Genomic DNA, 17758 nt, shown 5'->3' on the forward strand with positions numbered 1-17758 from the left:
ATTGATAAGGAGAACGCCATGACCGGAAGACTGCAGGGCAAGATCGCCGTCGTCACGGGAGCCGCCTCGGGCATCGGCCTCGGCGCGACCGAGCTTTTCATCGCCGAAGGCGCCAAGGTGGTGGCCGCCGACATGCAGGACGCCAAGGGCGCGGCGCTCGAGCAGCGCTTCGGCGAGGCCGTGGCCTACGTCCATTGCGACGTCACCCGCGAAGACGACGTCAAGGCCGCCCTGCGGACGGCGAAGGACCGCTTCGGCGGGCTGGACGTGCTGTTCAACAACGCCGGTTCGGGCGGCGCGCCCAACGGGGTCGAGGACATGACCGCCGCCGCCTGGGACGGGACCATGGCCCTGCTGCTGCGCTCGGTGATGCTGGGCATGACCCACGCCCTGCCGCTGATGCGCGAGCGCGGCGGCGGCTCGATCATCAACACCGCCTCGATCGCCGGGCTGCAGGCCGGCTGGGGCCCGCTGGCCTATTCCACCGCCAAGGGCGCGGTCATCCACCTGACCCGCTGCGCTGCGGCCGAGCTGTCGCCGCAGAACATCCGCGTCAACGCCATCTGCCCCGGCCTGATCGCCACCTCGATCTTCGGCGCCTCCATGGGCCTGCCGCGCGAGGTCGCCGACCAGATGGCCGCCCGCGTCGCCGAGGTGGCCCCCAAGATGCAGCCGGTGCCCAAGGCCGGCATGCCCGAGGACATCGCCAACGCCGCCCTGTTCCTGGCCTCGGACGCCTCGGCCTTCGTCAGCGGCCAGCATTTCGTCGTCGACGGGGCCATCACCATCGGCGGCCGCCACGCCTGGGACCCCCAGGCGGTCTCGCCCCTGCTCGACGCCATGGGCGTCACCGCCGAGCAGGCCGAGCAGATGCGCGCCGCCCGCATCGCGGAGGCGAACGCCGGATCGTGACCCCGCGTCCGCCGACCGCCGCCGGGATCGACCTGCGCATCGATCCCGGCCTTCGTCCCGAGGCCCTGCGCCCCCTGTTCGCGCGGTTTGGACGGCTGCACCTGCCCGGCTTCCTGGCCGGAGACGGGGCGGGCCGCCTGCACGCCGGGCTGGCGGCCGGCGCGCCCTGGCGCAAGGCGTTCCTGCACGGCGGCGCCCATTACGAGCCGACCCTGGCCGAGTACGAGGCGATCAGCGACGGCCAGCGCCAGGCCCTGGACCAGGCGATCTGGCGCGAGGCCCGCGACGGCTTCGCCTACCGTTTCGACAGCTGGAAGGTCAGCGACGACGTCGAGGCGGGACGGCGGACCGGCGCGGCCGCCGAGGCGGCCTACGACTTCCTCAACGGCGACGCCTTCCTGAACTTCATTCGTATACTGACTAATGAGCCGCGGGCGGCCTATTGCGACGCCCAGGCCACCCGCTACGGCCCCGGCGATTTCCTCACCCGCCACAGCGACGCCCAGCCGGGCAAGCACCGCCTGTTCGCCTATGTGCTCAACCTGACCCCCGGCTGGCGGGCCGACTGGGGCGGCGTGCTGGCCTTCCCCGACGAGGACGGCCATCTGGCCGAGGGCTACAGCCCCGCCTTCAACGCCCTGAACCTGTTCCGCGTGCCCCAGGATCACGCGGTGACGGCGGTCGCGCCCTTCGCCGGCGGCGAGCGCCTGTCGATCACCGGCTGGGTCCGGGCCCGTGGCTGACGCGGCGGCGGCCGCGCCGGGGCTTGCGCCCAACGTGCGCGGCGCGCTGTGGATGGTCGCCTCGGCGATCAGCTTCACGGCGATGACCACCCTGATCAAATACCTGGGCGGCGACTATCCGGCCTCGCTCCAGACCTTCTATCGCCAGGCCGCCGGCCTGCTGGTGCTGGCGCCGCTGATCGCCCGCGACTGGAAGGGGGCGTTCCGCACCACGCGGCCGGGCATCCTGTTCTTCCGCTCGGCGGCCGGCACCCTGGCGATGATCCTCAGCTTCTACGCCTACCAGAAGCTGCCCCTGGCCGACGCCAACGCCCTGTCCTTCACCCGCTCGCTGTGGCTGGTTCCGCTGGCCGCCTTCGTGCTGCGCGAGCGGCTGGGGCCGGCGCGCATCGGCGCGGCGGTGGTAGGCTTCCTGGGCGTGCTGCTGATGGTGTTCGGGACCGGCCACGGCCTGGCCGCCCTCGGCTGGGCCCAGCTGGCCGCCCTGGCCTCGGCCTTCCTGTTCGCCCTGACCATCACCGGCATGAAGGTGATGACCCGCGACCACAGCCCGTTCGTGCTGCTGGTCTGGGCGGCGGCGCTGGGCCTGGCGTTCTCGATCCCGCCGGCCCTGTTCGTCTGGCGCTGGCCGCAACCCGCCGACCTCGCCCTGCTGGCGGCCATGGGCGTGATGGGGGTGATCACCCAGGCCTGCTACATCAAGGGCATGCAGATCGGCGACGCCGCGGCCATGGCCCCCATCGACTACACCCGGCTGGTGTTCGCGGTCGGCGCCGGCCTTCTGCTGTTCGGCGAGCTGCCGGCCTGGACCACCATCCTCGGCGCGGCGGTGGTGGTGGCCTCGACCCTCTACATCACCTGGCGCGAGCAGCGGGCGGCCAGGGCGGCGGCCCCGGAGGCGGCGGAAGGCTAGGTCAGCGCACGAAGGCCCAGCCGATGGCGAACTGGCCGAGATAATAGAGCGCCCACACCGCGTGCGCCGCCACGCGGCTCTTCAGCCCCTTGAACAGCTCGACCGACAACACCGCGTCGGACAGCATGAACAGCACCGCCCCCAGGGCGGCGGGCCACAGCGGCGCCGGCAGGGTGAAGCTGGCGGCGACCATCACGGCGATGGCCCCGACATAGACCGAGACCGCCAGGCGCATGGCCCCCAGCGAGCGCCACAGCCAGGCCAGCATGCCCGCAGCCAGGACGAACACCGCCACGGCCCCGGCCAGCCGCACGGGCGAGGCGGCGAACGAGGCCAGGCCCAGCCCGGTCTCCAGGAAGAACCAGATGTAGAGCAGGTGGGCCAGCAGGAAGGCGCCGAGGCCGGCCGGCAGCCAGCGGTCGGGATCGCCGGCCAGGAAGGCGTCGCCGACGGCGCTGAGGGCCAGCCCCGCCGCCAGCAGCCAGGGCACGTCCGCCAGATAGGCGATCACCGCCAGCGCCCCGACGGCGGCGGTCTTGACCACCGTGCGCAGGGCCGAGGGCGAGCGATGCAGGAAGGCGGCGGCGTAGAGCACCGCCGCGATCGCCGACAGCCAGACCAGGCGGCGCTCAAGCATCGGCGGCCATGCGGTCGAGCAGGGCGCGGGCGGCGTCCTTGTGGCGCGGCTTGAGGTTGCGGCCGACGATGGCCAGCACGGCGGCGATCACCGCCGCGTCGTCGGTGTAGCCGATCACCGGCAGCACGTCGGGAATGGCGTCGGCGGGCAGGACGAAATAGGCCAGGGCCGCCATCATCATCGCCTTCGCCGTCGCCGGCGTCTCCGGATCGCGGGCGCAGTAATAGACCGACAGCAGGTCGGCCGCGAACGGGATCTTGGCCGCGGCCTTGCGGAAGGCCGGCCAGAACCCCCGGCGCACCCGCATCTCGTTCAGCCGGATCGTGGCCGGTTCGAGCGCCTTCCTCGGATCGAGAGGCGCCGTTGCGTCACCGTTGGCGTGGGCGGTCATCATCGTTAAACCCGAAAATCCAGTCGTCCCGCGACGACGCCAAGCTTAAACGCACCAGCAGGGAACTCGTCCATGAAACTCGACTCCTCCGTCGCCGCCGTCGTCACCGGCGGGGCCTCCGGCCTCGGCGAAGCCACCGCCCGCGCCCTGGCCGCGCAAGGGGTGAAGGTCGCCATCTTCGACATGAACGAAGAACGCGGCGAACAGGTCGCCAAGGACATCGGCGGCGTGTTCTGCAAGGTCAACGTCACCTCCGACGCCGAGGTCGACGCCGGCTTCGAGAAGGCCCGCGCCGCCCACGGCCAGGAACGCGTGCTGGTCAACTGCGCCGGCGTCGGCAACGCCGCCAAGACCGCCGGCCGCGACAAGGCCACCGGCGCGATCAAGCATTTCCCGCTCGACGCCTTCAACATGGTCATCCAGATCAACCTGGTCGGCACCTTCCGCTGCATCGCCAAGTCGGCGGCCGGCATGCTGACCCTGGAGCCCCAGGAGGACGGCGAGCGCGGCGCCATCGTCAACACCGCCTCGGTGGCGGCCGAGGACGGCCAGATGGGCCAGGCGGCCTATTCGGCGTCCAAGGGCGGCGTCGTCGGCATGACCCTGCCGATCGCCCGCGACCTGATGAGCGAGGGCATTCGCGTCAACACCATCCTGCCGGGCATCTTCAACACCCCGCTGATGAACGCCGCGCCGGACAACGTGAAGGCCGCCCTGGCCGCCAGCGTCCCCTTCCCCAAGCGCCTGGGCGATCCCGCCGAGTACGCCAAGCTGGCCCTGGCCATGATCTCCAACGGCTATTTCAACGGCGAGGACGTCCGTCTCGACGGCGCCATCCGCATGGCCCCGCGCTAGGCCGGGGCCCGATCGCCCCTTCGCCCGACGGAAAACGGCCGGCCGCCCAGGGCGACCGGCCGTCCTCTTGATCGGGAAAGACCGTCCGCGCTCAGCGGCCGGCCTGGCCCGCGACCGGCGGGCGGACGATCTTCGAGCCGAGGTTGGCCATCACGTCCCGGGCGTCGAAGGCCCGCGGATTGTCGCCGGGCTTGGGCCCGCGATACATGACGATCTCGGCCGAGGCGTCGTACTTCTCGACGGTCTGGACGTCGATGTTGTTGGCCCAGAAGGGGTCGCCCCAGAACGGGTCCCAGGTGCGCCAGCCGAAGCGGCCGTAATAGCGCCAGGACGGCGCCCAGCCGTAGCCGTACGGGCCGTAGTTGTTGACGTAGGTGTTGACCTTCTTGTCGGTCTTGCGCTCGGCCATGGCGAACCAGTCGTAGCCTTGGTTCACGGTCAGCTCGGCGGCGCGGTAGAGCAGATAGGTCTCGACCGTGTCGCGCGAGGTGAGGCTGTTGCCGGCGAAATCGACACGGAAGCGGTTGGCCTCGATGCGGGCGTCGCTGTAGCCGCCCTGTTGCGCCTGCCCCGGCAGCCTGGGCTGATAGGGCGTGGCGGTGGCGCAGGCGGCCAGGCTCAGCGCCGCTGCGGCCGCCGCCGCGATGGATATGAACTTGCTGGTCATGATAGGGCGCGCTCCTTCGACGCTGCCGCGTGTCGTCCCTGCGGACATAGATGATGACGAGGCATTGTCGCCACAAGATTTCAGCCGCGACTTGCGACGGAGCTTGCCGCTCCGCCGGAGGACGCCGCAAGACTTAAACGCGCGAAACCGGCCGGCCGTCGCGTCCTGGGATGATTTCTCGCGCGGTCAGCGGCGGGTGAGGATCAGGACGGCCGCCGCCAGCAGCAGCACGCCGACGAAGGCCGAGAAGCCGCGGGCGAAGCGCGGCTCGCTCATCCGGGCCGACAGGGCCGCACCGCCGACGCCGTAGGCGCTCATGCTGGCCACGTCCATGGCGATGGTGCCGCAGGCGAACAGCGCCAGCTGCGGCGCCGCCGGCCGGGCGACGTCGATGAACGGCGGCAGCACGGCGGTGAAGAACAGCAGCGCCTTGGGGTTGGCGATCTGCACGGCGAAGCCGTCGCGGAAGGCCGAGCGGCCGGGCCGGCGGCCCGCCGCATGCCCGGGCCCGGCGACGCCCCGCGCCGCCGCGATCAGCGCCTTGATCCCCAGCCAGGCCACATAGAGCGCCCCCAGCACGGTCAGCAGCCTGAACGCGGCCGGAAAGGCCGCGATCAGCGCGCCCAGCCCCAGGGCGGCGGCGGCGAACCAGCAGAGGGTGGCGGCGTTCATGCCGGCGACCCCGACCAGGGCCGCGCCGCGCCCCCGCTCCATGCCGGTGGCGATGGCGAACAGGTTGGCCGGGCCGGGCGTCACCGCCATCACCGCCATGACGGCGAGGAAGGCGGCGTAGCGGGCGGGATCGACAGGCAAGGTCATGACCGGCGCTTGTCGAACCGCCGCGCCCCGGCGTCAAGCCGGCCCATGGCGGCAAGATCCGTCGGCGTCCTTCACCGCCACCATCACGAACTCGCCCGTCGCCGAGCGGCGGCGCGTCAGTGACACGAAACGGACAGCGGCTCGCCGCTCACAGTTGCGGGGGCAGCGCCGGATTCGGGGTTTCACGCCCTCACCGACTTCCCTCTTAGCTCCGGGCGCGAGCGCCCGCAGACCACGACCCGGCCACAGAGCGCCCGAAACGCCCCAGTGTCAAGAACGATATAAGGATATCCTTATATGCTCTCGGGCCGGGGTCAGATCCCGACGACGATCAGGGCGCGCGCCGCGCCGACGATCGCGCCGATCATCAGCGCCAGGGTGGCCACGCCCTGCAGCCCGAACCCGAGGCTGCGGGTCTTGGGGTCCTTGACATAGGCCAGGGCGTAGACGATCCGGCCGACGACCCACACCAGGCCGAGACCGGCGGCGACGAGGTTGTTCCAGTAGAGCGAGAACAGCCACAGGCAGGGCAGATAGACGGGCAGGCCCTCCAGCGTGTTCATCTGCACGCGATAGTGCCGCTCGAACACCTCGTCGCCGCTCACCACCGGGGCGGGCACGCCGCGGGTCTCCCGGGCCTTGCCGACGATGAAGATCATCCAGGCGTAGACCGCCAGCGACAACAGGGTGACGAGCGCGACGAGGTCGTGGGGTTGTTGCATGTGTTCCTTCCCGATGGTGCGTCGGGCGGTCTGCGCCGCCCTGGACGGGAAAGGTGGCACGCTTCGCCGCAGCGCGAAACCGCACGGCGTCGGGTACGTTAACACCGTTGAACGCGGAGGGTCCGTGATGCGCGCGCTGTCGACCGCCATCTGCGAGATCAGCTACGACGAACCGCATCGCAAGCTGTTCGTCCGCTTCAGCGACGGCGACGAATATCTCTATGTCGGCGTGCCGCCCCCGGTGCACAGGGCGTTCGTCAAGGCCAGCTCCAAGGGCGCCTTCTTCAGCCGCCGCATCCGCGACCAGTATCCCTACAACAAGCTGGCCGGCTGAGGCGCGGGCCCGCCCGGGGTCGGCCGGGCCCGCGTCGCGGCTCAGCCGCGGCGGTCGCGCTTGGCCAGCACGCGCAGACGCAGGGCGTTCAGCTTGATGAAGCCGCCGGCGTCGCGGTGGTCGTAGGCGACCTTGCCCTCCTCGAAGGTGACCAGGTCCTGGTCGTACAGGCTGTAGGGGCTTTCGCGGCCGACGATCGTGACGTTGCCCTTGTAGAGCTTGACGGTGACGCGGCCGGCGACCAGGGCCTGGCTGTGGTCGATGGCGGCCTGCAGCATCTCGCGCTCCGGCGAGAACCAGAAGCCGTTGTAGACCAGGCTGGCGTACTTGGGCATCAGCTCGTCCTTGAGGTGCATGGCGCCCCGGTCGAGGGTGATGGATTCGATGCCGCGGTGGGCGGCCAGCAGGATGGTTCCGCCGGGGGTCTCGTAGACGCCGCGCGACTTCATGCCGACGAAGCGGTTCTCGACCAGGTCGAGGCGGCCGACGCCGTTGTCGTGGCCGAGCTGGTTCAGCCTGGTCAGCAGGGCGGCCGGCGACAGCTTCTCGCCGTCGATGGCGACGGGGTCGCCGCGCTCGAAATCCATGGTGAACACGGTCGGGGCGTCCGGCGCGTCCTGCGGGCTGATCGTGCGCATGTGCACGAACTCGGGAGCCTCGACCGACGGGTCCTCCAGCACCTTGCCCTCGGACGAGGAGTGCAGGAGGTTGGCGTCGACGCTGAACGGCGCCTCGCCGCGCTTGTCCTTGGCGATCGGGATCTGGTGCTTCTCGGCGAAGTCGAGCAGGGCCTCGCGGCTGGCGAAGCTCCATTCGCGCCAGGGGGCGACCACGCGGATGTCGGGCTCGAGGGCGTAGTAGGCCAGCTCGAAGCGGACCTGGTCGTTGCCCTTGCCGGTGGCGCCGTGGCAGACGGCGTCGGCGCCGACCTTGCGGGCGATCTCGATCTGCTTCTTGGCGATCAGCGGCCGGGCGATCGAGGTGCCGAGCAGGTACTGGCCCTCATAGACGGTGTTGGCCCGGAACATCGGGAACACGTAGTCGCGGACGAACTCCTCGCGCACGTCCTCGATGAAGATGTTCTCGGGCTTGACGCCGACCGACAGCGCCTTGGCGCGGGCCGGCTCGATCTCCTCGCCCTGGCCGAGGTCGGCGGTGAAGGTCACCACCTCCGCGCCGTATTCCGTCTGGAGCCACTTGAGGATGATCGAGGTGTCGAGGCCGCCCGAATAGGCGAGCACGACCTTCTTGGGCGCATTCTGGGTTTGGGCGGCCATGGGCGGCGCTCCTGGATGGGACGGGCGGACGGGACGACGTATGAAAGTCGGGGGCGTTTAAGGGCGCCGGGGCGGTTCGTTCAAGAGCGGAGCGCGCCTTCGCGCTCCAAAACGGCCATGGCCCAGCGCAGATAGCTCAGATAGGCGAACGGAATCAGCGCCGCCAGCAGCACCCGGACGCCCAGGATCACCAGGGCCGCCGTCGGCCCGCCGGCCTCGGTGCGAGCCATCACGAACAGCGGCAGGCCGATCAGGAAGCCGAAGGCGGGGCCGAAGATCAGCACGGTCGCCCGCGGCCAGCGGCCGGCCGGGCGGCCCTGCAGCGTCCAGCCGGTGGGCATCGGCGTTCCAGGCGGGATCTTGCTCCAGGCCAGGCGCGAGGCGCCGGCCATCACGCTGAGCGCGAAGATCCACGGCGCGTCGCCGACGAAGGCCAGCACCCGGCCCATGGCCTAGACCGTCACCTGCGCGCCCAGCTCGACCACGCGTCCCGGCGGGATCTTGAAGAAGTCGGTCGGGTTGGCGGCGTTCTTCATCAGGAAGATGAACAGCTTGTCCTGCCACAACGGCATGCCGTGCTGGGCCGACGGCACGATCGAGCGGCGGCCGAGGAAGAAGCTGGTGGCCATGATGTCGAACTTCAGGCCCTGCTTGCGGCAGACGGCCAGGGCCTTGGGCACGTTCGGGCTCTCCATGAACCCATAGGAGATATAGACCTTCTTGAAGTCCTCGTTGACCGGCTCGATGCGCACGCGGTCGGCCTCGGCCACCCGCGGCGTCTCGGTGGCCCGCACGGTCAGGATGACGTTCTTCTCGTGCAGAACCTTGTTGTGCTTGAGGTTGTGCATCAGCGCCACCGGCGCGACCTCGGGGTCCGAGGTCAGGAAGATCGCCGTGCCCGGGGCGCGGTGCGGGGCGCGGGCGCGCAGGATGTCGATCAGGTCGGCGAGCGGCACGCTGTCGCGGCGGGTCTTGTCGGTGAGGATCTGGGCGCCGCGCACCCAGGTGGCCATCACCGTGAACAGCGCCCCGCCGATCAGCAGCGGCACCCAGCCGCCGGAGATGATCTTCAGCCCGTTGGCGGCCAGGAAGGTCAGGTCGAGGATCAGGAACGGCGTGATGAAGGCGATCGCCGCCGGCCACGTCCACTTCCACAGCCGCTTGACCACGACGAAGGCCAGCGAGGTGGTCACCACCATGGTGCCGGTGACCGCCAGGCCGTAGGCGTGGGCCAGCTGGTCGGAGGTGCGGAACAGCACCACCAGCACCATCACCCCGACCAGCAGCATCGCGTTGATCTGCGGCAGGTAGATCTGGCCCGACTGGGTCTCGGAGGTGCGGGTGATGGTCATGCGCGGCAGCAGGCCGAGCTGGATCGCCTGCTGGGTCAGCGAATAGGCCCCGGTGATCACCGCCTGCGAGGCGATGACGGTGGCGGCGGCGGCCAGGATGACCATCGGCGCGCGCAGGCCGCCGGGGATCATCAGGAAGAACCAGTCCTGGTTGGCCAGGACCTTGCCGTGCGCCACCGACCATTCCAGGGCCGCCAGGGCGAAGGCGCCCTGGCCCAGATAGTTCAGCGCCAGGCACGGCAGGGCGAAGAACAGCCACGAGGCCTGGATCGGCCAGCGGCCGAAATGGCCCATGTCGGCGTAGAGCGCCTCTGCCCCGGTGACGGTCAGGAACACCGAGCCCAGCACCAGGAAGCCGGTCAGGCCGTGACGGCCGAGGAACTCGACGGCGTAGTGCGGCGAGAAGGCCAGCAGCACGTGCGGGTCGTCGAGCAGGTGCATGACGCCGAACGCGCCGATGCACAGGAACCACACCGCCATCACCGGCCCGAACAGGGTGGCGACCTTGGCGGTGCCGCGGGCCTGGGCCACGAACAGGGCCACCAGCACGACGATGGCCACCAGCATCACGGTGTCGGTGTTCACCACCTTGTGCAGCGAGGGGATGGTCTTCATCCCTTCCAGGGCCGACAGCACCGAGATCGCCGGGGTGATCACCGCGTCGCCGTAGAACAGCGCCGCCCCGATCAGGCCGAGGATGAAGATGCCCGTGGTCCGCCGGCCGAGCGCGCGCTGGGCCAGGGCCATCAGCGACAGCACCCCGCCCTCGCCCTTGTTGTCGGCGCGCATCAGGAACAGCACGTACTTGACGGTGACGACCAGGATCAGCGCCCACAGCGCCAGCGACACCACCCCGAGGATGGAATCGCGGCTGGCGCCGTCGGTGAGGGCGGCCCCCATGGCCTCGCGGAAGGCGTAGAGCGGGCTGGTGCCGATGTCGCCGAAGACGACGCCGACCGAGCCCAGGGCCAGGCCGAAAAAGCCGTGCCCCTTGTGACTCTGCTGGCTGTCTTCGGGTGGTTTCGCCACGCCGTCCGCGGCGCCGGCATCTTGGGGCGCGGGCTCTTGGGTCACAGCCGCGCCGGGGGGTTCCCCTGACATTCAATCCCTCCGGGAAGCGTCCGCGACACCAGTCTTGGGCGGCCCCATGTCGATTGCAGCGGGCGCGATACTCTCTTTCCTCGCCGCATTCAATCGCCACGTGGAGGCCCGTTCCGCCGATCGTCCATTGAACGCGCGGCCGCAGCGCCTACGTTCCCTGGGGAGAGAACGGTTTTCGCACCGTTCTTGGACGAAATATCCTCGCCTCGGAGGGTTTTTCCGCGCGGGCTGGCCGGTTTCCGCGAAAAATCCTCTGAAAGCGACTATGTAGAACCACGATGTCCGACAGCCAAAGATTTCCCGTCGCCGCCCACGCCCTGGCCTATCTGGCCCACAAGGACGCCGTCGCGCCCGACGCGGCGGTGTCGAGCGCCGAACTGGCGGCCTCGATGCCGACCAATCCGGTGGTGGTGCGGCGGGTGACGGCGATGCTGGCCAAGGCGGGACTGATCGCCACCCGGCCGGGGGCCAACGGCGGCGCCTGGCTGATCAAGCCCGCCGACCAGATCGGCCTGGACGTGGTGCTGCGCGCGGTGAACGGCTGCGCCCACCTGGGCATGCCGCCGCCGGGCGCCCAGGGCTGCCCCGTGGGCGAACGCATCCCCGAGGCCGTGCGCTCGGCCATCACCGCCGCCGACCAGGCCGCGGCCGAGCGGTTGTCGCGCATCACCGTCGCCGATCTGCTCAAGGCCGCCTGACCTCGGGGCGGCCTGGCCTCGCCGCCTGACAGCGCCTGCAGAAAAACTGCATCCACTGCTGTTACGAATCCCTTGCGCCGGCCTCAGGCTCGATTATGTATCTGTCGTTGTTGCGGTTACATATCGCGAGGGAGAAATCCAGATGAGCCATGCTCAAGCCAAGGTCGCCGTCGTCTATCATTCCGGCTACGGCCACACCGCCGTCCTGGCCGAGAAGGTCGCCGAGGGCGTCCGCGAATCCGGCGCCGAGGCCGTCCTGCTCAAGGTCGAGAGCGCCGGGCAGGACTTCGATCCGCTGCTCGACGCCATCACCGAGGCCGACGCCGTGGTGTTCGGCGCGCCGACCTACATGGGCGACGTCTCGGCCGTGTTCAAAGCCTTCATCGACGCCACCTCTAAGCCCTGGTTCAACAGCCTTTGGAAGGACAAGCTGGCCGGCGGCTTCACCAATTCGCACAGCTTCTCGGGCGACAAGGTCCACGCCCTGACCACCCTGGCCGTGCTCGCCGCCCAGCACGGCATGAACTGGGTCAGCCTCGGCCTCGCCCCTCCCGGGGTGACCGCCGCCGAACGCGGCCCCGACACGCTCAACCGCGTCGGCGCCTTCCTGGGCCTCGCCGCCCAGTCCGACCACGTCTCGCCCGAGCTGAGCCCGCCGGCCGGCGACCGCGAGACCGCCCGCCTGCAGGGCCTGCGCATCGGCGAAGCCGCCCTGCGCTGGAAGCGCGGCGCGGCGGCCGACCTGGCCCAGGCGGCCTGACGCCGACTTGAACCGGCGGTGACGGCGGGCCAATCTTGCAGGCGTAAGAACGCTTCGAGGGCCCGCCCGTCATGACCCGCCGCCTCTGCCTCGTCACCGGCGCCTCCGCCGGCATCGGCGCGGCCTTCGCCCGCGTCTACGCCCAGCATGGCTACGACGTGGCCCTGACGGCGCGGCGGGCGGACCGGCTCGACCGGCTGGCCGACGAGATCCGCCTGCGCTACGGGGTCGAGGCCTTTTCGATCGCCGCCGACCTGGCGCAGGAGGATGCGGTCGATGTCATCCTGCAAGGCGTCGCCGACCATGGCCGGGTGGTGGACGCCCTGGTCAACAACGCCGGCTACGGACTGCCGGGAGCCTATGTCAGCGCCGGCTGGTCCGAGCAGCGCGCCCTGCTGCGGGTGCTGCTCGACGCCCCGTGCGAGCTGGCGCACAAGGTGCTGCCGGGCATGATCGAGCGGCGCTTCGGACGCATCGTCAACGTCGCCTCGCTGGCCGGGCTGATCCCCGGCGCGGCCGGACAGACGCTCTACGGCCCGGCCAAGGCCTTCCTGGTCAAGTTCTCCCAGGGGCTGCACCTGGAGACCGCCGCCCAGGGCGTGCACGTCACCGCCCTTTGTCCCGGCTTCACCTATTCCGAGTTCCACGACGTCAACAACACCCGCGAGGACATCAGCCGCAACACCCCGTCCTGGCTGTGGCTGGGCGCCGACGAGGTGGCCGCCGAGGGCTACGAGGCGGCCGAGGCCAACCGCGCGGTCTGCGTCACCGGCTCGCCGAACAAGGCCATCGCGGCGGCGGCCAAGCTGATCCCCGACGACTGGGCCCTGGCCCTGATGGCCAGCCAGGGCGGCCGCTTCCGCAAGGTCTGAGGCTCAGTCCTTGTCCGAGGCGTAGGGCGCGACGGTGTCGTGGCGCACCAGCCCCCGCGTCGAATCGGCCACCCCGGCGATGACGAACTGCACGGCCATGGCGCACAGGATCAGGCCCAGCACCCGCACGATGATGGTCATGCCGATGCGGCCCAGCATGCGGCTGATCAACCCGGTGGCCCAGAAGGCCAGGAGGATGGTCAGGGCCACCCCGGCGATGACGCCGAAGCCCATCACCGCGCCGGTCAGGCCGAAACGCTTGGCCTCGCCGGCGTAGATCACCACCGTCGAGATCGCCCCCGGCCCGATCAGCAGCGGCATGGCGAAGGGCACGATCAGCCGCTCGAACCGGCGGCGGGCGTAGGCGCGGGTCGACAGCGGCTCGCCGTCGGTGGCCGCCTCGGCGAAGGCGGCGGTGAAATCGTCGCGCGCCATCTCCAGGCCCAGCAGGAACAACAGGATGCCTCCGGCGATGCGGAAGGCCGGCAGCGAGATGCCGAAGAACTGCAGGAGGGCCAGGCCGCTGAAATAGAAGAAGGTCAGGAAGACCATGGCGAACAGGGCGATGTAGACCGCCGTCAGCCGCCGGCCGGCCGCCGTCGCCCCCACCGTCGCCGCCGCGAACACCGGCACGTTGCCGATCGGGTCGATCAGGGCGAACAGGGCGACGAAGAAGTTCACGAAGAAGTTGACGGAGATGTCCGCGTGTCCCATGCAGAGGCTCGCTTTCAACTTTTCGGCTTCGACCGCCAGGGTCCCAGGACCCTTGTGTAAGGCCGCGCGCGCGCGCAAGCCACCCCTGGCGCGCGACGGCCCCCCGGGGGGCCGAGCCCCGACCGGAGGAGGACCCGCCATGACCACCGCCCAAAGCGCCCAGGACGCCATGACCGCCGCCAGCGACCCGCGCCTGATCGTTCCGCTCGACGTGCCGACCGTCGCCGAGGCCCGCGCCCTGGTCGACCGCCTGGGCGAGGCCGTCTCGTTCTACAAGGTCGGGCTGCAGCTGTTCGCCAGCGGCGGCATGGAGCTGGCGCGGGCGCTCAAGGGCGAGGGCAAGCAGGTGTTCCTGGACTGGAAGCTGCACGACATCGGCGCCACGGTCGAGAAGGCCGCCGCCGCCCTGGCCGTCGCCGGCTGCGACCTGCTGACCGTGCATGGCGAGCCCCAGGTGATGAAGGCCGCCGTGCGGGGCCGCAAGGCCGCCGGCGACGAGGGCCTGAACATCCTGGCGGTGACGGTGATGACCAGCCTGACCGACGCCGACCTCGACGAGATGGGCTACGCCATGGGGGTCGAGGCCCTGGTCGAGCGGCGCATCCGCCAGGCGCTGGCCTGCGGCTGCGACGGGGTGGTCGCCAGTCCGCACGAGGCGGCGATGGCCCGCGCCCTGGCCCGCGAGGCGGGGCGCCTCGACTTCCTGGTGGTGACGCCCGGCGTGCGGCCGGACTGGGCCGGCAAGGACGACCAGGCCCGGGCGGCGACCCCGGCCGAGGCCCTGGCGGCGGGCGCCAGCCACATCGTCTGCGGCCGGCCGATCACCGCCGCCGCCGACCCACGCGCGGCGGCCGAGCGGATCGTCGCCGAGATCGCCGGGGTCTAGGCCGGCGGCGCGCGGGAGCCGGTCGGCGATGGCGAGCATGCGCCGTCGCTCGCCTTTCGCGGCGGCCCCGGCCTTCGCCTGAAGGATTGAAGCGGCGGTAGGGCCCGAACCCTAGCGGACCGAGACCGAAACCCTGCTCGACGCGTGGGCCGAGGCGAAGGCCGAAGCCCGGGCCGAGGCGAACGCGGCGACCGGCCGCGACGGCCAGATCACATAGCCCCAGCGCACGCCCGTATCCAAGACCAGGCCCTGGGGACCGACGCCGCCCGCGCCCGCGAAGAAGCTGGCCGGCAGGCGGACGGTCTCGGGGCCCGGACCCCAGCCGCCGTAGTCGCCGTATCCGCCATAGGCCGGGGCGCTCCACGCCGATGGCGCCGGCCACGGCGCCTGGACGGGCGATGCATAGACGGGCTGGGCGTAGACTGGCGAGGCGGGCGCGGACCAGGCGGCCTCCGGCCCCCAGTTCTGCGCCCAGTCCTGGGCCGCGGCCGCGCCGGCCGCCAGCAGGGCCAGGGCGGCCGTCCCGGCGCAGATCATCGGTTTCATCGTCGCCTCCACGCGATCGTCTCCACGTCCGCGTTCATAATCCTTAACATAAACTTAGGGAGGCGACGACGGCTGCGCCAGTGCGCGGCGGCGAGGGATCAGAAATCGACCGCGACGCCCTTGCGCTCCCAGTCGCCGAAACGCGTGGGCTCGGGGCCGGCGGGGCCGCCCTGCTCGCCGGTGTCGGCGCGGGCGGCCTCGGCGGCGCGGCGGGCGGCGGCCTCTTCAAGGGCCCGGCGGGCGGCGGGCGTCAGGACGCGGTCGGCGCGGCCGGCGGTTGGAGGGACTTGGTCGGTCATGACGTCTTATCTAGGAACCAGCGCCCGTCGGCGAAAGCCGGCTGCGGCGCTTCGCCGTTTCGAACGGCCGCCGTCCTGGTCTAGAAGGCCGGATGGCGCCGCCGATCCAGCGCCCCACGCCCGGAGTCCGCCGTCATCGCCCGTCCCCCCGTCCCGCCCGGCCGCAAGCCGCGTCCCGCCTCCCGCAAACCCTCGACGCCCCGCGCCGCCGCGCCCAGGCTGGAAAAGCCCCGCGCCGCGCCGGTTTCGGTCGATCCGGCGCGCGAGGCGGCCCTGGCGGTGGTCGAGGCGGCGCTGGAGCGGCGCGGCGGCCTGGACGAGGCGCTCGGCGCCGCGGCCCTGGCCGGGCTCGACCCGCGCGACCGGGGCTTCGCCCGCATGACGGCGATGACCGTGCTGCGCCGGCTCGGCCAGATCGACCGCGCCCTGGGGGCCCGGCTGCAGAAGCCGCCGCCGCCGCCGGTCGTCGCCCTGCTGCGGCTGGGCGCGGCCCAGGCCCTCTATATGGACGTGCCCGACTTCGCGGCGGTGTCGACCACCCTGGCCCTGGCCGAGGCGCGCGGCGATACGCGGCCGTTCAAGGGCCTGATCAACGGCGTGCTGCGCGGCCTGCTGCGCGAGCCGCCCGTCTTCGATCCCGAAACCCTGGCGCCGGCCTGGCTGTTCGCCCGCTGGCGCGCCGCCTATGGCGGGGAGACCGCCCAGGCCCTCGCCGCCGCCATCGCCGACGAGCCGGCGACCGACCTGACCCTGCGCGACCCCGCCGAGGCCGAGACGGTCGCCGCCCAGGTCGAGGGCCGCGTCCTGGCCGGCGGCGGCGTCCGCGCCGGCCTGAAGGGCGACCTGTCCGGCTGGCCGGGCTTCGCCGAAGGCCGCTGGTGGGTGCAGGACGCCGCCGCCGCCGTCCCCGCCCGGCTGCTGGCGGTCCGTCCGGGCGAGACCGTCCTCGACCTGTGCGCCGCGCCCGGCGGCAAGACCCTGCAGCTGGCCGCGGCCGGCGGCCGGGTCACCGCCGTCGACCGCTCCGCGCCGCGCCTGCGCCGCCTGGCCGAGAACCTCGCCCGCACCGGCCTGGAGGCCGAGGTGGTCGCCCAGCCGGCCGAGACCTGGGAGGACCCGCGCAAGTTCGACGCCGTGCTGCTCGACGCGCCCTGCTCGGCCACCGGCACCTTCCGCCGCCAGCCCGACGTGCTGTGGGCCGCCCGCCCCGCCGACATCGCCAAGCTGGCCGAGGTCCAGGCCCGCCTGCTCGACGCCGCCGCCGACCGCCTGAAACCCGGCGGACGGCTGGTCTATTGCGTCTGCTCGCTGGAGCCCGAGGAGGGCGAGGCGCAGATCGAGGCGGTTCTGCGCCGCCGGCCCGACCTGCGGCGCGACCCGGTCGCCCCGGGCGAAGCCGGCGCCCCGGCGGCCAGCCGCACGCCCGACGGGGACCTGCGCATCCTGCCCCGCCACGCGGAAGGCGGGATCGACGGCTTTTTCGTCTCCAGGTTGCAGATATCGTGAGCCGGAACGGCTGCGGGGCGCGGCGGACCGGCGGCGGCTTGCCGCGATTCAACCATAGGACTAAGTCGGAACCATGAGTCAGATCCGTCCTGGCGGCCCCTCGCCGATCATCGCCCCCTCGATCCTCGCCTCGGACTTCTCGCGCCTGGGCGAAGAGATCAGGGCGGTCGAGGCGGCCGGCGCCGACTGGCTGCACATCGACGTGATGGACGGCCATTTCGTGCCCAACATCACCCTGGGCCCCGACATCGTGAAGGCGCTGCGGCCGCACGTCTCGATCCCCTTCGACGTGCACCTGATGATCGCCCCGGCCGATCCGTACCTGGAGGCCTTCGCCGCCGCCGGCGCGAACTGGATCAGCGTCCATCCCGAGGCCGGTCCGCACCTCAACCGCTCGCTCAAGCGCATCCGCCAGCTCGGGGCCAAGGCCGGCGTGGTGTTCAACCCCTCGACCCCGCCCGAGACCATCGAATGGATGATGGACGAGATCGACCTGATCCTGGTGATGTCGATCAATCCGGGTTTCGGCGGCCAGACCTTCATGCATTCCCAGCTGAAGAAGATCGAGCGCCTGCGCGCGATGATCGACGCCTGCGGCCGCGACATCGTGCTCGAGGTCGACGGCGGCGTCACGCCCGAGACCGCGCCCCTGTGCGTCGCCGCCGGGGCCACCGCCCTGGTGGCCGGCACCGCCGTGTTCAAGGGCGGGCCCGAAGCCTACGCCGCCAACATCGCCGCCTTGCGGAGGGCCTGA

The 17758-nt window shown here is 71.4% G+C and carries 22 protein-coding genes and 1 riboswitch; of the genes, 11 read left to right on the forward strand and 11 right to left on the reverse strand.

Annotated elements, in window-relative coordinates; all coding sequences use genetic code 11:
- The first annotated feature begins 18 nt into the window (after positions 1-18).
- Genes C5708_RS05905 through C5708_RS05915 form a run of 3 tightly spaced genes read left to right on the forward strand, consistent with a single transcriptional unit; the run spans position 19 to position 2568 of the window.
- On the forward strand, positions 19-912 hold the full coding sequence (locus C5708_RS05905) for an SDR family oxidoreductase (RefSeq protein ID WP_242918870.1): 894 nt from the start codon (positions 19-21) through the stop codon (positions 910-912).
- Positions 909-1655 carry a 2OG-Fe(II) oxygenase family protein gene (locus tag C5708_RS19525; protein ID WP_242918872.1) on the forward strand — a complete coding sequence of 249 codons (747 nt, stop codon included), beginning with the start codon at positions 909-911 and terminating at the stop codon, positions 1653-1655. The genes C5708_RS05905 and C5708_RS19525 overlap by 4 nt, the downstream gene beginning before the upstream one ends.
- On the forward strand, positions 1648-2568 hold the full coding sequence (locus C5708_RS05915; RefSeq protein ID WP_347566998.1) for a DMT family transporter: 921 nt from the start codon (positions 1648-1650) through the stop codon (positions 2566-2568). Before C5708_RS19525 ends, C5708_RS05915 begins: the two co-directional genes overlap by 8 nt.
- Before the next feature lies 1 nt (position 2569).
- Here C5708_RS05915 and C5708_RS05920 read toward each other — a convergent pair whose 3' ends face one another.
- Both C5708_RS05920 and C5708_RS05925 read right to left on the reverse strand, forming a co-directional pair.
- A complete protein-coding gene (locus tag C5708_RS05920) occupies positions 2570-3205 on the reverse strand; it encodes a lysoplasmalogenase (protein WP_242918874.1) in 636 nt (211 codons plus the stop codon).
- Positions 3198-3596, reverse strand: a complete 399-nt coding sequence (locus C5708_RS05925; RefSeq protein WP_242919644.1) for a YkvA family protein — start codon at positions 3594-3596, stop codon at positions 3198-3200. Before C5708_RS05925 ends, C5708_RS05920 begins: the two co-directional genes overlap by 8 nt.
- A gap of 72 nt (positions 3597-3668) precedes the next feature.
- On the opposite strand from C5708_RS05925, the gene C5708_RS05930 reads away from it, so the two are divergent.
- On the forward strand, positions 3669-4451 hold the full coding sequence (locus tag C5708_RS05930) for an SDR family NAD(P)-dependent oxidoreductase (RefSeq protein ID WP_242918882.1): 783 nt from the start codon (positions 3669-3671) through the stop codon (positions 4449-4451).
- Between the two features lie 91 nt (positions 4452-4542).
- Here the strand turns inward: C5708_RS05930 and C5708_RS05935 are convergent, their stop codons facing one another.
- The 3 genes from C5708_RS05935 to C5708_RS05945 form a co-directional block, all read right to left on the reverse strand.
- Complete coding sequence (locus tag C5708_RS05935) at positions 4543-5118, reverse strand: hypothetical protein (RefSeq protein ID WP_242918884.1); 576 nt, start codon at positions 5116-5118, stop codon at positions 4543-4545.
- Positions 5119-5304: 186 nt separating this feature from the next.
- On the reverse strand, positions 5305-5937 hold the full coding sequence (locus tag C5708_RS05940) for a LysE family translocator (RefSeq protein ID WP_242918886.1): 633 nt from the start codon (positions 5935-5937) through the stop codon (positions 5305-5307).
- Between the two features lie 114 nt (positions 5938-6051).
- Positions 6052-6181: riboswitch (cobalamin riboswitch) on the reverse strand.
- A 70-nt stretch (positions 6182-6251) separates the two neighbouring features.
- The gene (locus C5708_RS05945) at positions 6252-6659 is read right to left on the reverse strand and encodes an MAPEG family protein (protein WP_242918888.1); all 408 of its coding nucleotides are present in this window, start codon (positions 6657-6659) and stop codon (positions 6252-6254) included.
- A gap of 127 nt (positions 6660-6786) precedes the next feature.
- On the opposite strand from C5708_RS05945, the gene C5708_RS05950 reads away from it, so the two are divergent.
- On the forward strand, positions 6787-6993 hold the full coding sequence (locus C5708_RS05950) for a KTSC domain-containing protein (protein ID WP_242918890.1): 207 nt from the start codon (positions 6787-6789) through the stop codon (positions 6991-6993).
- Between the two features lie 41 nt (positions 6994-7034).
- Here C5708_RS05950 and C5708_RS05955 read toward each other — a convergent pair whose 3' ends face one another.
- The 3 genes from C5708_RS05955 to C5708_RS05965 form a co-directional block, all read right to left on the reverse strand.
- Complete coding sequence (locus C5708_RS05955) at positions 7035-8270, reverse strand: argininosuccinate synthase (protein ID WP_242918893.1); 1236 nt, start codon at positions 8268-8270, stop codon at positions 7035-7037.
- Between the two features lie 80 nt (positions 8271-8350).
- Positions 8351-8719, reverse strand: coding sequence for a hypothetical protein (locus tag C5708_RS05960; RefSeq protein ID WP_242918894.1), 369 nt, complete (start codon positions 8717-8719; stop codon positions 8351-8353).
- A 3-nt stretch (positions 8720-8722) separates the two neighbouring features.
- Positions 8723-10651, reverse strand: a complete 1929-nt coding sequence (locus C5708_RS05965) for a potassium transporter Kup (protein ID WP_242918896.1) — start codon at positions 10649-10651, stop codon at positions 8723-8725.
- Between the two features lie 350 nt (positions 10652-11001).
- Here C5708_RS05965 and C5708_RS05970 point away from each other — a divergent pair, with 350 nt between their 5' ends.
- The 3 genes from C5708_RS05970 (at position 11002) to C5708_RS05980 (ending at position 13053) form a co-directional block, all read left to right on the forward strand.
- Positions 11002-11421, forward strand: a complete 420-nt coding sequence (locus C5708_RS05970; protein ID WP_242918898.1) for an Rrf2 family transcriptional regulator — start codon at positions 11002-11004, stop codon at positions 11419-11421.
- Positions 11422-11563: 142 nt separating this feature from the next.
- Complete coding sequence (locus tag C5708_RS05975) at positions 11564-12181, forward strand: flavodoxin family protein (protein WP_242918899.1); 618 nt, start codon at positions 11564-11566, stop codon at positions 12179-12181.
- 71 nt (positions 12182-12252) lie between these two features.
- Positions 12253-13053 (forward strand): SDR family oxidoreductase, encoded by an 801-nt coding sequence (locus tag C5708_RS05980; RefSeq protein ID WP_242918901.1) that lies wholly within the window; start codon positions 12253-12255, stop codon positions 13051-13053.
- A gap of 3 nt (positions 13054-13056) precedes the next feature.
- Here C5708_RS05980 and C5708_RS05985 read toward each other — a convergent pair whose 3' ends face one another.
- Positions 13057-13767, reverse strand: coding sequence for a MarC family protein (locus C5708_RS05985; protein WP_242918903.1), 711 nt, complete (start codon positions 13765-13767; stop codon positions 13057-13059).
- Between the two features lie 169 nt (positions 13768-13936).
- Between C5708_RS05985 and pyrF the strand changes: the two genes are divergently transcribed.
- Entirely contained in the window at positions 13937-14653 is a 717-nt protein-coding gene (gene pyrF, locus C5708_RS05990; RefSeq protein WP_242919646.1) for an orotidine-5'-phosphate decarboxylase, read from the forward strand.
- A 111-nt stretch (positions 14654-14764) separates the two neighbouring features.
- On the opposite strand, the gene C5708_RS05995 is transcribed toward pyrF, so the two are convergent.
- Entirely contained in the window at positions 14765-15199 is a 435-nt protein-coding gene (locus tag C5708_RS05995) for a hypothetical protein (RefSeq protein ID WP_242918905.1), read from the reverse strand.
- A gap of 98 nt (positions 15200-15297) precedes the next feature.
- Complete coding sequence (locus C5708_RS06000) at positions 15298-15498, reverse strand: succinate dehydrogenase assembly factor 4 (RefSeq protein WP_242918907.1); 201 nt, start codon at positions 15496-15498, stop codon at positions 15298-15300.
- Positions 15499-15717: 219 nt separating this feature from the next.
- On the opposite strand from C5708_RS06000, the gene C5708_RS06005 reads away from it, so the two are divergent.
- Positions 15718-17004, forward strand: coding sequence for an RsmB/NOP family class I SAM-dependent RNA methyltransferase (locus tag C5708_RS06005; RefSeq protein WP_278253818.1), 1287 nt, complete (start codon positions 15718-15720; stop codon positions 17002-17004).
- A gap of 73 nt (positions 17005-17077) precedes the next feature.
- On the forward strand, positions 17078-17758 hold the full coding sequence (rpe, locus tag C5708_RS06010; RefSeq protein WP_242918919.1) for a ribulose-phosphate 3-epimerase: 681 nt from the start codon (positions 17078-17080) through the stop codon (positions 17756-17758).

It is taken from the genome of Caulobacter sp. CCUG 60055 (assembly GCF_022750545.1).
Classification (GTDB): Bacteria; Pseudomonadota; Alphaproteobacteria; order Caulobacterales; family Caulobacteraceae; genus PUIC01.